15 protein-coding genes are annotated in these 13,956 nt (G+C 37.8%); 2 read left to right on the plus strand and 13 right to left on the minus strand.

What is annotated here, in order from left to right; translation table 11 throughout:
• Nucleotides 1–73: 73 nt before the first annotated feature.
• The 7 genes from MHI18_RS00165 to MHI18_RS00195 all read right to left on the minus strand — a co-directional run bounded on the left by MHI18_RS00165 (nt 74) and on the right by MHI18_RS00195 (nt 7,267).
• Nucleotides 74–1,381 carry a sensor histidine kinase gene (locus MHI18_RS00165; protein ID WP_340845379.1) on the minus strand — a complete coding sequence of 436 codons (1,308 nt, stop codon included), beginning with the start codon at nt 1,379–1,381 and terminating at the stop codon, nt 74–76.
• 193 nt (nt 1,382–1,574) lie between these two features.
• Entirely contained in the window at nt 1,575–2,327 is a 753-nt protein-coding gene (locus tag MHI18_RS00170) for a vWA domain-containing protein (RefSeq protein WP_340845380.1), read from the minus strand.
• Nucleotides 2,328–2,462: 135 nt separating this feature from the next.
• On the minus strand, nt 2,463–4,874 hold the full coding sequence (locus MHI18_RS00175) for a heavy metal translocating P-type ATPase (RefSeq protein WP_340845381.1): 2,412 nt from the start codon (nt 4,872–4,874) through the stop codon (nt 2,463–2,465).
• A gap of 57 nt (nt 4,875–4,931) precedes the next feature.
• Nucleotides 4,932–5,138, minus strand: a complete 207-nt coding sequence (copZ, locus tag MHI18_RS00180) for a copper chaperone CopZ (RefSeq protein WP_340845382.1) — start codon at nt 5,136–5,138, stop codon at nt 4,932–4,934.
• A gap of 16 nt (nt 5,139–5,154) precedes the next feature.
• On the minus strand, nt 5,155–5,493 hold the full coding sequence (locus MHI18_RS00185) for a metal-sensitive transcriptional regulator (RefSeq protein WP_340845383.1): 339 nt from the start codon (nt 5,491–5,493) through the stop codon (nt 5,155–5,157).
• 169 nt (nt 5,494–5,662) lie between these two features.
• Nucleotides 5,663–6,790: a serine hydrolase gene (locus tag MHI18_RS00190; protein ID WP_340845384.1), complete on the minus strand. Its 1,128-nt coding sequence runs from the start codon at nt 6,788–6,790 to the stop codon at nt 5,663–5,665.
• A 105-nt stretch (nt 6,791–6,895) separates the two neighbouring features.
• Nucleotides 6,896–7,267 (minus strand): sporulation protein, encoded by a 372-nt coding sequence (locus MHI18_RS00195; RefSeq protein ID WP_340845385.1) that lies wholly within the window; start codon nt 7,265–7,267, stop codon nt 6,896–6,898.
• A gap of 278 nt (nt 7,268–7,545) precedes the next feature.
• On the opposite strand from MHI18_RS00195, the gene MHI18_RS00200 reads away from it, so the two are divergent.
• Nucleotides 7,546–7,746, plus strand: a complete 201-nt coding sequence (locus tag MHI18_RS00200) for a cold-shock protein (RefSeq protein WP_040375127.1) — start codon at nt 7,546–7,548, stop codon at nt 7,744–7,746.
• Between the two features lie 56 nt (nt 7,747–7,802).
• Here the strand turns inward: MHI18_RS00200 and MHI18_RS00205 are convergent, their stop codons facing one another.
• From MHI18_RS00205 to MHI18_RS00220, 4 genes are all read right to left on the minus strand, one after another.
• Nucleotides 7,803–7,922: a DUF4023 family protein gene (locus MHI18_RS00205; protein WP_081704892.1), complete on the minus strand. Its 120-nt coding sequence runs from the start codon at nt 7,920–7,922 to the stop codon at nt 7,803–7,805.
• A 77-nt stretch (nt 7,923–7,999) separates the two neighbouring features.
• The gene (gene pabB, locus MHI18_RS00210; RefSeq protein WP_340845386.1) at nt 8,000–9,736 is read right to left on the minus strand and encodes an aminodeoxychorismate synthase component I; all 1,737 of its coding nucleotides are present in this window, start codon (nt 9,734–9,736) and stop codon (nt 8,000–8,002) included.
• A gap of 146 nt (nt 9,737–9,882) precedes the next feature.
• Complete coding sequence (locus tag MHI18_RS00215) at nt 9,883–10,539, minus strand: DUF2642 domain-containing protein (RefSeq protein ID WP_445669972.1); 657 nt, start codon at nt 10,537–10,539, stop codon at nt 9,883–9,885.
• Between the two features lie 28 nt (nt 10,540–10,567).
• Nucleotides 10,568–11,923, minus strand: coding sequence for an arsenic transporter (locus MHI18_RS00220; RefSeq protein ID WP_340845388.1), 1,356 nt, complete (start codon nt 11,921–11,923; stop codon nt 10,568–10,570).
• A gap of 230 nt (nt 11,924–12,153) precedes the next feature.
• Between MHI18_RS00220 and MHI18_RS00225 the strand changes: the two genes are divergently transcribed.
• Complete coding sequence (locus tag MHI18_RS00225) at nt 12,154–12,447, plus strand: DUF5316 family protein (protein ID WP_340845389.1); 294 nt, start codon at nt 12,154–12,156, stop codon at nt 12,445–12,447.
• 88 nt (nt 12,448–12,535) lie between these two features.
• Here MHI18_RS00225 and MHI18_RS00230 read toward each other — a convergent pair whose 3' ends face one another.
• A complete protein-coding gene (locus tag MHI18_RS00230) occupies nt 12,536–13,387 on the minus strand; it encodes an aldo/keto reductase (protein ID WP_340845390.1) in 852 nt (283 codons plus the stop codon).
• Nucleotides 13,388–13,500: 113 nt separating this feature from the next.
• A complete protein-coding gene (locus tag MHI18_RS00235; RefSeq protein WP_340845391.1) occupies nt 13,501–13,890 on the minus strand; it encodes a rhodanese-like domain-containing protein in 390 nt (129 codons plus the stop codon).
• Nucleotides 13,891–13,956: the final 66 nt, after the last annotated feature.

A 13,956-nucleotide genomic window follows, 5' to 3' on the forward strand; every position in this document is an offset into this window, starting at 1 on the left:
TAACATTAAAATAACGGAAAAAGAACCTTGAAAATAGAAATCTTCAAGGTTCTTTTCCTGCTCATATTCAGTATTATTTTCTACAAGGTATGACCATAGTAACGTTTGTTTCTATGTCATTGGATTGTATAACCAGTTCACCATTGTATCTATGGACAATTTCATTAACAATAAATAATCCCTGACCTCTTACTTTCCCTGGTACCATTCTTTTTGTGGAGTATCCACTTTTAATTAAATCTTCTTGATTGATATTTTCAATCTTGGATCCAGTGTTCTTCACCACGAATTCATAATTATCGTGGTTCTTTGTACAGGTTATTTTGATTTTGCGATCTTTCTCTGGAATCTCACCGGTTGCTTCAATCGCATTATCAATAATGTTGGATAATAGCTTGATTAGGTCGGTTGTTTTGATTTTATCAAACTCATCATCGGAAAAATCAATGGTTATATCAATATTGTTGTTTTGAGCTGTTAACCTCTTTGTTTCCAAAAGGACTGCTAACCCAGGATTTTTCACTTGCAGCTTGACTGACTCAATGGAATGAATATCTTCTGATAAATTGGTTAAATAATTTAAAGCTTTATCATGTTCTTGAAGTTTTAATAACCCATGAACAACTTGAATATGGTTAGAAACATCATGTCGGAGAGATTGAACGGACGCAAGTAATGACTGAAGTTCAGAATGATAGGTAACTTCTGTTTCGACAATCTCCTTATGCAGCACCATTTGGTACCATTTGTTGAGTAGAAAAAAGAAAACTAAGACAAGAATGACAAGTAAGCCGTTAATAAAGAGATTTGACATACTGCTCTTCAGAACTTTTTCACTTATATCATTAATTACATCAATCCCAACATCTATGGCTAAATAGCCTATTATCTCTGTTTGATCTTTAATTGGTACCCCAACCGTTAGGTATTCACCATAAACAGCGTCAGAAATAATATCGGTGGCAAAACTTTGTCCTTGATAAGCTAGAGTAACTTGTTCTTCAGGTACTGTGCATTCATCGCTAATCGGGATGGCATCAAATTCACTCGGAATCGCAGCAATCATAGATTTTGATATTTTTGGATTTTCAATCTTTAACGTATACACATGTAGAGCTCCCGTTTTTTTTCTAGCATCTTCTAGAAAGGTTTTGATCATTTCGTATTCCTTATTTTTTTCTGGATTTCCCAAAAAGATCTTATAGGTTTCTACATCTAAAGAACGGGCTAATGTCTCTGCTATTTCTAAATTTTGATTTGCAATTGCCTTTTTCGCAGAATCTTTTATTCCTATGTAAGATAAGTAGACATTAAGACTCATAAATAAAAGCATGATTAGAACTGATAGAACGATAATCGATTTTAATTTCTTATTTTTCATAAAGACTTTACCTCATTTTTCACAAACATAAATATAGTTTACTATATTTATGTTTGTGAAACAAATCAATTCCGAGTTAATAAGTCAGGATAGAGCCTTTTATAGGGAATACTGATGAAAAAAAAAAAAGCATCATTTCGAGTCCTTTTAAGGGCCAAGTTATATGTATACTGTCTGCAAGTGTCTACTAATCTTAATGATTAGATGAAAATATTTTTCTAAGTTTTTGCCAGATATTGAGAACTTCAGGTTGAACCTGATTGACAGGCTCATTCTGTTTATTTAGGATGCCCTTTTTAGTTGCTTCCTTTAGCCAGATGGGAAATTCATTTAATAGTAAGTCATATAACTGTTTATCAGGGATCGTGCTGATATCTTCAATTTGAATAAAGTTGGCATTATCTACATAACGACCTTCCATTTTATCTAACTGTTTAAGAAAATCAAAGTTTCCGTTCCCAATCCCTACGAATTGCCAAAAAATCGGTTGATTAGAGGCACCTTCAATAATTGGTTTAATCGTCTTCTTTACTCCACCATCATTAATAAAAACGATATAAGCCGGATCAACACTTGGATCTTCTGCTATATATTTCTTGATTACATCCTTCATTACAGGTACTTCATCGTTTCGTCCGAATTTATGTATAGAATCATTGTTGAGTATTTTTCTATCGACATATCCACTTAGATCCTTTTCATCTACTGAATCTAACCGGGTATATTCATTATCGTACACCCAAACATCCAGTATACCGTCATCATCGAATTGGGAGGCAATGGCAAGAATCCTCTCTACCACCTCTTGCACCGTTCCGTTATTATACATTTTTCTCATTGAACCTGTTAAATCAAGTACTAAACCCACTCTGGCCTTTACTTTAGTTAATTGTTTCTTTTCTAAAACAATTCGCACATTTTTCTTTTGTAAATCGATTGTAGACATATTAACCCCCTCATGATTTCCTACATCATTATTTCTACCATAATGCACCCATATAAAAAGATATACTCGATATATTGAATACCATTTGTGATGCCAAATATAAGAAGAAGCGAATTTCTTCGCTTCAAATGGTTCTTATTTTAACTTGATTTTCTGCAGGCGCAGGGCATTCAATACAACTGAAACAGAACTAAAGGCCATTGCAGCTCCTGCTACCCATGGGGCAAGCAAACCTATCGCAGCAATTGGGATGCCTATTACATTATAGGCAAATGCCCAGAAAAGGTTTTGCTTAATATTCTTCATTGTTTCCCTGCTCATTAAAATGGCATCCGCAATACTGTTTAAATCACCACTGATAAGCGTAATATCAGCTGCTTCCATCGCAATATCTGTCCCAGTCCCAATAGCCATGCCAATATCAGCAGATGCTAGTGCGGGTGCATCATTGATTCCATCCCCAACCATTGCTACTCTCTTACCCGCTTGCTGAAGTTTCGTGACTTCTTCTGCTTTTCCTTCGGGAAGGACTTCCGCAATAACATGGTCAATTCCTACATCTTTTGCTATAGCATCCGCGGTCCGCTGATTGTCACCTGTAATCATTATCACATCTATATTCATAGATTTTAAGCGAACAATGGCATCCTTTGAAGTACTTTTCAACGTATCGGCGACAGCAATGAGTCCGGCATAATGACCATCGATGCTGACCAGCATCGCTGTTTTTCCGTCGCTTTCAAGCGTTTCCATTGTAGTACCAGCTGTTCCAGTTTCAATCTCATTTTCTACCATCAGTTTCCGAGTACCAATTAATACTACCTTTTGATCAATTATCGCCCGAACACCGTAGCCCGGCAGTGCTTCAAAATCAGTCACTGTTTTTAAATAGACACCTTTTGATTGAATCCCCTGGACAATTGCTTTTGCTAGTGGATGTTCGGATTGTTTCTCGGCCGTCGCCACAAAAGATAGAAATTCTGTTTCTTTCCAAGTTCCTTCTATGATTATATCCGTTAATTCTGGTTTACCGTTTGTCACTGTTCCTGTTTTATCGACGATAACTGTATCAATATGATGCGTTGTTTCCAGATGTTCGCCGCCTTTAAAAAGAATACCAAACTCTGCGGCTCGTCCTGAACCTGCCATAATAGAAGTAGGTGTCGCCAAGCCAAGTGCACAGGGACAAGCAATCACGAGGACAGCAATCATGGCTTCTAAGGCTTCTGTAAACTCTCCCGGAAGGACGAAAATAAACCATATCAAGAATGTTACAAGAGCGATTCCGACAACTACAGGTACGAAAATACCGGATATTTTATCGGCAAGTCGTTGAATAGGTGCTTTAGAGCCTTGCGCTTCTTCTACCACTTTAATAATCTGTGCAAGAGCTGTTTCCCGGCCAATTTTTGCAGCGCGTACTTTTAAGAAACCATTCTTATTAACCGTTGAACCGATTACTTCATCGCCGATTATTTTATCAACTGGAATACTTTCTCCAGTTAACATAGATTCATCTACAGCCGAAGTTCCTTCAAGAACCATTCCATCCACAGGAATTTTTTCGCCTGGTTTAACGACAAGAATATCATCTTTGATAACGTCTTCTAATAAAACTTCGATTTCTTTGCCGTCTTTGATAACTACTGCTGTTTTAGCCTGTAAATTCATGAGTTTCTTAATGGCTTCTGAAGAGCGTCCTTTTGCTTTTGCTTCGAATAATTTACCAAGAATAATTAACGTAATTAAAACGGCACTCGTTTCAAAGTATAACTGTGCTGAATGGTGACTATTTTGATAGATAATTGCTTGATAGACACTATAAAAATAAGCAGCTGAAGTTCCGAGAACGACCAATACATCCATATTGGCACTTTTATTCCGTAAAGCCTTGTATGCGCCCATGTAGAACTGCCAGCCAATTAGAAATTGAACAGGTGTAGCCAGAGCCATTTGCACAAATGGATTCATTAAAAAATCCGGTAGATAAATAAAAGAGGTGAAGGAAAAATGGCTCACCATCGCCCATAATAATGGAAAAGACAGTACCGCAGAAACGATTAATTTAGTCGTTTGTTTTTGAATTTCCTTTTGGCGATAGTCACCGGCTCCCTCGGCATCATCAATAATCGCACCGTAGCCAATCTTTTCAATCCGTTGAACAATCTCTGCCGGTGAAGTCTGAGATGGATTATATACAACTGTTGCTTTTTCAATAGCCAGGTTAACTCCTGCAGATGATACTCCTTCCATTTTGTTGAGTACCTTTTCTATTCGTGCTGAACAAGCTGCGCAAGTCATGCCGGTAATGGCGAAATCACGCTTCTCCTTTACCACCTCATAACCGAGATCAAGTATCTTTTGTTCTAATTCTGCAGCACTTATTTGGCCGGAATCATAATGAATCGTTGATCTCTCGAGAGCTAGATTAACATTCGCATCCTCCACACCTGGCATTTTGTTTAATCCTTTTTCTATTCGTGCTGAACAGGCTGCACAGGTCATGCCTTTAATTTGCATAGTTGCTTCCTTTAATGATTCAGCCATGATTCCCACACTTCTTTCTTAAAAATAAATTGAAAAAAAGGACGACATGCGCCCTTCTTACTTAACTTCATATCCTTGATCATCAATGGTCTCTTTTATTGTATCAAGACTCAATTTTTCAGATTCAAAAGCAACCTCGACTTTTCCAGAAGCTAAGTCAACTTTGACTGAATTCACGCCAGTAAGCTTTCCTACATTTTCCTCTACAGCTTTTACACAATGACCACAAGACATCCCAGATACATTTAATGTAACATTTTCCATTCTCTTCACTTCTCCTTTATTTTTTCATCAATTTTTGTATCGTTATGAGCACTTCATCGACAACATCTAAGTCGCCTTCATTGATTCGATCTACGACACAGCTTCTCATATGACGGTCAAGCAAGAGCTTTGCTACTCCATTGAGAGCTGCCTGTGTTGAGGCGATTTGATTAATCACATCGTCACAGTACGTATCTTTCTCAATTAGTCCTTTTATACCTCGGATTTGCCCTTCCACTCGATTGAGACGGGTAATCAAATCCTTTTTTGTTTTCTCGGAATGATGACTTTTCCTGGTTTCATCATCGGTAGTACAGCAAGCACTATCGTCCGATGACAGTATCTCTAAATCCACTTCAATCACCCCTTATTCATATAGTAGCATACCCCCCTACCCTATGTAAACGAATAGACTTTATCATCATTCTGCCCTTTACTCTTTCATAATATCGTTTTGAAATCCAATCCTCTTCCATGATTGCAAAAAAAGACTGTCAGTGGTTCTTGACAGTCTATCCAATAGATTATTCGGCTTTATTTAACGGTACTACATACTCCCGATTTACTTTCGCACATGCTTTTAAAAATTCCTGATCCTTCACGGTCTTTACCATAAATTCATTTGCGTTTTCTTGTAGTTTCATCAACTGCAATGGTTCCAAATCATTGCTAAAGAAAACAAGCTCGATTGTATTGTCTTGATGATCTGTAAAATAAGCTGCCAGCGTAAACACCCATTTTGTTGATCCGCCTTTTTGCCCGGCATGTTTCAACCACGTTTGATTACGCGGATTGGTCATGGCTGTTTCTACGATTTCATCCAAAACAGCCTGCATGTTTTTAGGAAGAATTGTTTTTTGGTTGATGACTTCTAGCAAGTGAAGATAGTCCGAAGTTGTTCCCCTTGGCAGACGGTCTGACCATATTCTCTGCAGATTTTCTGACATAGGCATAACCTTTTGTTTCAGCTCCTGCAGCTTACCATCAGCAAGTTCGTCAGCAAGTTGCCCAGCAAGTAACACATACTCCTCGTGAGACATCTTTGTCAGCTTGTCCAAAACCTGTTCGTTTTCATATTGTTCTTCTAAATAAGCTGGAATCATGACTGCGGCACAAAAATGATACAAGTCATCATGATCTCGAAGATTCAATAATGCTAGCTGTTGATTTATTGCATCAAGTCCCAGCTTCCGCAATAGATACTCTGTATTCGCATTCGAACTGAATGCCATCATCCCTTTTGCTACTTCAATTAGCTTTACATGGTCGTTATGAATTAGTTGTTTTTGTTTAACCTGACTCAGCCATTCGGGATGTGCTCCACCATCAGTATTAGGTATGTAATATAAATCCAGTTCAGTCAACGAAATTTGTTCATCCTTGTTTAATTGTCCTTCAGAAATCTGACGAGCAAATTCCACCGCAATTATTAATTTCACTGTGCTTGCCAGCGGCATTTTTTGATGTTCATGTATTGAACATTGTTCGTTTCCATTATATTTTAAGGAGAAAGAAAAATTGGTTCCTGCTTGTTGCATATATGTATGGAAATACTCAGGGTCTGTCCTTTTAGAGTGTTTTCGGATCATGATGATTGCTGCTGTAAACATAGACATAATCATAACCACAATAATTCCAATTGCTATGACCACCTGCCTGCACTCCCTTTTTTTCTATATTTGAAGTACTTGCCTCTTCAGGTTTTTCATAAAAAAAGAAGGCTTTAGGCCTTCCACTTGATTTTAGATTGTAGTACGTCAGCGGACAATTTTAATCTCATCATGATCATTTTGTTTCACTTCATTAGTGAAAATCAATCTAGTGTGAAAACGATAGCTCAACACATCTGAATGGTAAAGCTCTGTCGGGAGTTTGTAGGAGAACGGAAATTCACACATTGAATTAGATTCAATGACTTTAGACATTAAGATTGTAGTGGCTGCTTCCACCATGGTCTCTTGATTGGTTTCATTGTTTTTGACAATCAAATCGCATTCTAACCGTTTTATTTTTTGTTTCACCCAGCCGCCTTTAAGGTAAAAACACCCTTTTACATTTGCTCCAGGTTCAAATTCAGTTTCATGAAGTACCAAGTCAATCGACGCCGAGCCGATTTTTAAAAAATTCATACATTTTGTTAACAAGTAAAATGAACCTCCATTGTTACTGTCTGCATGCTAGCAGTACAGGTAAAACCCTTCATTACAAATGTTTTCTCAATAGTCATATACTGTAGGATAAGCATATTCTAGTATGCGGAATTAAGAAAGTCAACAAAGATTTACTTGTGGCAGCTTTTCACAATGAAAATAAAATCTTTTCGTATAGGTTTAAACGATTCGGATTCCGGTAATAATAAATACGCAACTACAATTGCGATTTACACAAGTGCTAGGAGGCAACAATAATGGAACGTGGTAAAGTAAAATGGTTTAACAGTGAAAAAGGCTTTGGATTCATTGAGCGGGAAGATGGCGACGATGTATTTGTACACTTCTCTGCTATTCAAAGCGAAGGATACAAATCGCTTGAAGAAGGCGAAGAAGTAACCTTCGAAGTTGAACAAGGCCAACGAGGCCCACAGGCGACTAACGTACAAAAAGCCTAATTCATAAAAAAAACAGACTCTCGTTTGAGAGTCTGTTTTTCTTTTTCATCCTTAAGTTAATGCTGTTTATTAGGAAGCTTAAATTCCGGGTGACCTTTTCCCTGACGTTTTTGATTCTTTTTTTGCTTTTGCTGTTGTTCAACCACTTTTTTGACAAACTCATTCGTGCTATCCATTTTAACCCCTCCTTTAGTGAATGGTCTTACTTTAACCATTCACACTTTAAACCATACAAACTTAGAGGAAAGACAGCTCAGTAAGACAATTCTACCTCAACCCAACCCCGCACACTATTAATAAACCAGATGCTCGATGCTTGATGCAAATCATCCAACGTGACTGTTTTTTCTACAATTTGTTTTGTTATCAACAGTTCTTCTCTAAAAGTTCCCGGTAAGAGTCCGTTATGTACCGGCGGCGTGACATACTCATTATTCATCTCAAGAACGAGGTTACCATTCGTAAACTCTGTCAGTTCCTTTTTCTCGTTGAAGAGAAGAACATCAAAATAACCGGGAAAGCTTGCTTGAAAAGCTTGATACATATTTCGATGTGTCGTTTTATGATACAGAAATGGATTATCTTTACTCATAGGCTTATCCGCCAAGCTTACCTTTTTTACTCCGCTCAGCTTTTCAATATCGGTACATTCTATTGTAACAACTCCACCCTTGTTAATCAGCAGACGAACTTTTTTCAGACCCGTACAGTGTTTTTGCGCAAATGGATATAGTTCATTTTGAATGTCGATTAATTGTAACTTTATCCCGAAATAGTCAGCCGATTTCTGCAGCCGTTTTAAATGATGCTCAAGCAAATAATACTGTCCATTCTCGAGTTTAATGGTTTCAAGTAGTTGAAAGTCGGGTGTACTAGTTGTTAGTAAAGATGCTTTTAGATACGCTTCTTTGTATTCTTCATTAATCTCTGAGTCCCAAGTAATTCCTCCACCCGCGCCATATTCCAGTTCGTCAGTTGCCGTATCGAGTACAACAGTCCGAATGGGAACATTGAATACCGCTTCTCGATTGGGTGTTAAATACCCAATTGCCCCGCAATAGATACCACGGGGAGACTTTTCGGCAGCTGCAATAACCTCCATCGTACTTATTTTGGGCGCCCCTGTTATCGATCCACATGGAAAGAGGGCCTTAAATAAATCAATAAACGTAACTGAAGGATTTGTTTTGGCACTGATGGTAGACGTCATTTGCCACACGGTCGGATATTGTTCAATCGTTAGGAGCTCATCGACATGTACGGATCCATTCTCTGCGATTATACCTAAATCATTACGCAGTAAGTCGACAATCATCAGATTTTCTGCAATGTTCTTTTCTGACTGACGGAGCCATTCCTTCTGCCTCTCGTCTTGTTCTTTTGAATATCCTCTTTTAACAGTTCCTTTCATCGGACGCGTGGTAATTACATCGTTTTTCCAATCAAAGAAAAGCTCGGGAGATGCTGATAATATGGTTATATCGCCGGTATCTAAATAAGCACTATAAGCTGAGTTCTGCGCCTTTGCTAAATCTTGATAATAAGCAAAAGCTTCACCTTTAAAAGAAGAGCGCAGCTTCATTGTATAATTGACTTGATAGGTATCACCGTTTTCAATTTTTTGTTTAATACGCTGAAAGCCCTGCTCATAGTCGGCTGCACAGGTATCACTTTGCCAATCTGTCGTTTCATAATGAGCGGTATTATATGTTAAAGTTTCTCCATTGACTGGAGCTTCAAATATGCCAAACCAGATAAGCGGTACGATGCCTCCTGCTTTTACTTTATAAGAAGAATCAAAGGCAGGCGCTGCTTCATAAGACAGAAAGCCTGCAGCATAATAGCCTTGATCAAGTTCTTTTTGAACCTTCGTCATTATAGCGAGTACTTCATCGAGCTTTTGAGTTTGGTGAATTCTAACAGGTTTCGTAAAAAGCAGTGATTGACCGCTAAACTCAAACAAAAGAGTTGCTGGTGTTTGTGTATTCAAAAACTTCTTCCTTCCTTTTTCAAGACATCACTAGTACTAGCTGTATCGTAACAAATATTGATTCATTCTGCTCAAATGAACGTTCTTGTCCTAAAAAAAAAGAGCCGAAAAAACTGGCTCTAGGGTTCCTCTTATTCCTTAATAACTCATGGGAAATAGACAGATTTCAGATGATTTAGCCTGAGAAATACGGTTGTTCCATTTGCATTGACGAGTTCAATGCAATGATCTTCAATCTGTTTCAGTAAACCAATTTTCTGCATCTCTCCTCCTCCATCAAATACGGCTAATCCCCCTATTTCTTTCTTTAACTGTTCTTCTAGAGAACGCACGAGCGGACCAGATGAAGGCTTTACCGGTAGTTTTTCATTCGAAAGCGTATAGGGACTAATGTTTTGATTGTATGGGGTCAGCCATTTTAAATGTGACAGTGATATATACATCGTTTTATATACTGGCGAATAAAAAACAATATAGTCTGTAAGCACTTGAATAATATAGCCATGATAGGTTATGTTGCCTGTAACATATACCTCGGAAAATACTCCCTTTGCATTGGTTAACATATTTCGATAAGATAATATTTCTGTGTCTTGTACCAATGATTTCTCTTCTGTACTCTCTGTTTGTTCGTCTTTATTTGTATTATGTTGAATACGATGAACATGCAGCAAGGGAATGTAATAAAACGCTTGTCCATTATATAAAACCAATATGTCTGGTCCTACATCTGTTAATATCCCTGTAAAGAAACTTTTGCCTGACAGTTCAATGTCTACATTTTTTCCTATCAGTGTTTTCATATTTCTCACGTATATCTCCTCCCGCCGTTTAGGCAAATATAAATTGCACCCAATAATAGAGTAAAAATAGCGTCAATAGTGTGGTTACTGGTACAACCACCAGTGAAATGGATAAATAATCTCTCCAATGAATTTTTATTTTGTTTTTCTTTAAAATGTCCATCCATATGAGCGACGCCAATGTACCAATTGGCAAGAGTAACGATCCAAAATCACTACCGATAATAGTTGCCAGATAAATCGTTTTTAACGTGACTGGATCTAACCCCATTTCTGTTAAGGTTATGGTACCGATCATTAAAGCAGGATGATTATTAAAGATATTTGATAAAACAGAAACCAAACTGCCCATAATGAACGTGGCTTGGAATAAACCTTGATTAACAATTGGTTCAAACCACTCCACCAGCATGTTCGTCAGACCTGCATTTTGCAGTCCATAAATAATGACATACATAGAAAAAGCGAACAGAAGGATATGCCATGGCGTTTTTTTCAGAATATCAAGTGGACTTGTCCGCAAATGATACCATCTCCAAAACAACATAATCAGCGATCCAGAAACAGCAACCCATTCAATCGGTATTCCAACATACGATGCGGCGAAAATCAGACAGCGGATAAGAAGCACAAAAAGTAAGACTGTCGTCATCAATTTGGTTCGTTTTCGTTTTGTTTCAACTGAAAGTTTCCCCTTCAAGGGATGGAAGTGTTTACTAAAAAATGATTCTTCGATGTCATTGCCAATGCCGGGCAGTGTTTTAGGTAAACGATTTCTAATGACCATATACATGAGCCAAGACATAAATAACAGGCCCAGTGTCGCCGGTACAAACATCATGGCTGTATGCATATAGAGACTCATATCAATGATTCTCAAAGCAATCAAATTAACAATATTGCTGACTCCAATCGGTGCACTTGAGGCGGTGGCAATTAACGCACCCGAAATTAAATAAAGAATTTGTTGATGTGGTTTTATATGGAGTTTCTTTAAAAGAAGAATTAAAATTGGTGTCGTAATTAAGATACTCCCATCATTATTGAATAAAAGGGTCATCAAAAAACATAACAGTTGTATATTCCAGTATAGCCGGTGACCCGATTGCTTCGATAAATTGACCAATCTTGTAGCTGCCCAATGAAAGAATCCAAAACTTTCAAGAATAACAGCCATAACTATCGTTGCGATAATCGTGACTGATGCCCCTCCGATTTTCCCCATGATATCGATAAGGTCAGTGCCTGTTACTACCCCTCCCACTATTAAAATGGCTGCACCAATCGAAGCTGGCCAAGCTTCATTTAATCCTTGAGGTCTCCATAAGATCACAATCATGGTTAGAATGAACACCCCTGTACTCATAGCCATTATGAAGTTCATGATTGTACTCCTTTCTCTTAATAGATCCCTGCCATTTAACACGGCATGTCCATTACCCTACTAAGATATTCACCGCTATAGCAAAGGGGAAGGTTATATGTCCAAGCTTGTTTAAATGTACGTTTGTTAACGCAGTGTATTTGTCCCTTAAAGAGGAAGGCCCAAAAAACAACCCCACGATTATTCCATTAATTGGTATAATAAAGAAAAGCTTGCTGGGAGGGTTTGCGATGAAGAAGTATCTGATCGCTGGAGTAGTACTACTTGCAATCGATTTAGCCGTTCTCCTATTTTTCTGGGAGTGGCGAATGCTGCCAGCCATTACGGCTATAACCGCTTTTCCGTTTATTTTTCTAGCGGGGTTTATTACAGGGGCTTACAAAGACCCAGATCATTACCATCTGGATATACAGGAATCCAGTAGTTCACGTAATAAAAAAACAATGATAGCTACACGAATTTTAGCCATTGCCCTGCCAAGCTTTCTTGTATGCATCCCCTCATTCATTTTCTATTATTGGTAACGTGAGGTTAATCCTTATTAGAAATTATGTGTTTGTCCCAAATAAAAAAGAGCGGCCACTGGCAGCTCTTTAAAGGATTCTATATAACTTAAATATCCAGCTTACGTGAACCAATCCATTTAACCATTTCAGGATCCCTATGAGAAAAGAACAAGCTTTCTTTCCTATCTAATCCAGCAATTTTCTCTATATCTTCCTGACTTAATTCAAAGTCAAAAATATTAAAGTTCTCCAGTATTCTTTCTTTATGAACAGACTTCGGAATGGCAACGATGCCTCTTTGTGTCAGCCAACGTAAAATCACCTGTGCAACTGATTTATTATGTTTTTCACCAATTGAAACTAATATTTCATTTTGGAACATGTTATTTTTTCCTTCAGCAAATGGACCCCAAGACTCTAATTGGACATTAGATTCTTTCATCTGTTTGGCACTTTCTATTTGTTGGTTGAACGGATGAGTTTCAACCTGGTTAACAGCAGGAACAACATCAGTATGAATTATAAGATCCGTTAAACGATCCATATAGAAATTGCTAACACCAATAGCTCTAATCCTACCTTCGTGATACATTTCTTCCATCGCATGCCATGAACCGTATACATCTCCAAATGGCTGGTGTATTAAATACAAATCCAAATAGTCTAATTGCAATCGTTCGAGTGAACGTGCAAATGCTTTTTTCGTGTTTTCATACCCTGTATCCTGAACCCAAAGTTTCGTCGTAATAAACAATTCTTCCCTAGCCACACCGCTCCGTAAAATAGCTTTGCCTACAGCTTCTTCATTTAAGTAAGAAGCAGCTGTATCAATTAAACGATAACCTGCCGTAATCGCTTCATAAACAGCTTGTTCGCATTCTTTTTCATCTTGAATTTGAAAAACTCCAAAACCTAGTATAGGCATTTCAATCCCATTGTTTAAGATGATATTTTGCATACAAGTTCCCTCCTGTTTAGAAAATTAAGCCTCGATCTTTATAACGTAAAAAATACGTACATCCAGAAACAAAAAGAGCCATCCCATATTGGACAGCTCTTTTGATTACCCTATTAGTTCACTTCATAGCCTTCATTTTTCCACGCAGTTGTTCCACCTTCAATGTACGCAACATCTGTGAATCCCATTTGATGAAGAAGGTAAGCGCCTAGAGCGGCTTGTCCACCAGCACCGCATGTAACTAAAACGGGACGATTACGATCAGCTAATTCACTTTCTCTCATTTGTTCTGGCAGTTCAAGATCTGCACGAATACCCAGCATTCCTAGTGAAATATTTAAGCTGCTAGGAATTAATCCACATGCTCCAGCATCTTTTGCATCTTGTACATCAATGACTAATGTGTTCGGATTTTCTTGGATTTTTTCACGAGCTTGTGCAGAAGTAACACCTGGTACATGTTCACGTGCTTCCCCAACCATTTGCATAAACGTTTTTGCCATTGGTAAAACCTCCATATTCAACTAGTATTTCTACCTAACTATAATACATTTCCACATAAAAATGAA

Origin of the sequence: Peribacillus sp. FSL H8-0477 (assembly GCF_038002765.1) — a bacterium.
Lineage (GTDB): Bacteria > Bacillota > Bacilli > Bacillales > DSM-1321 > Peribacillus.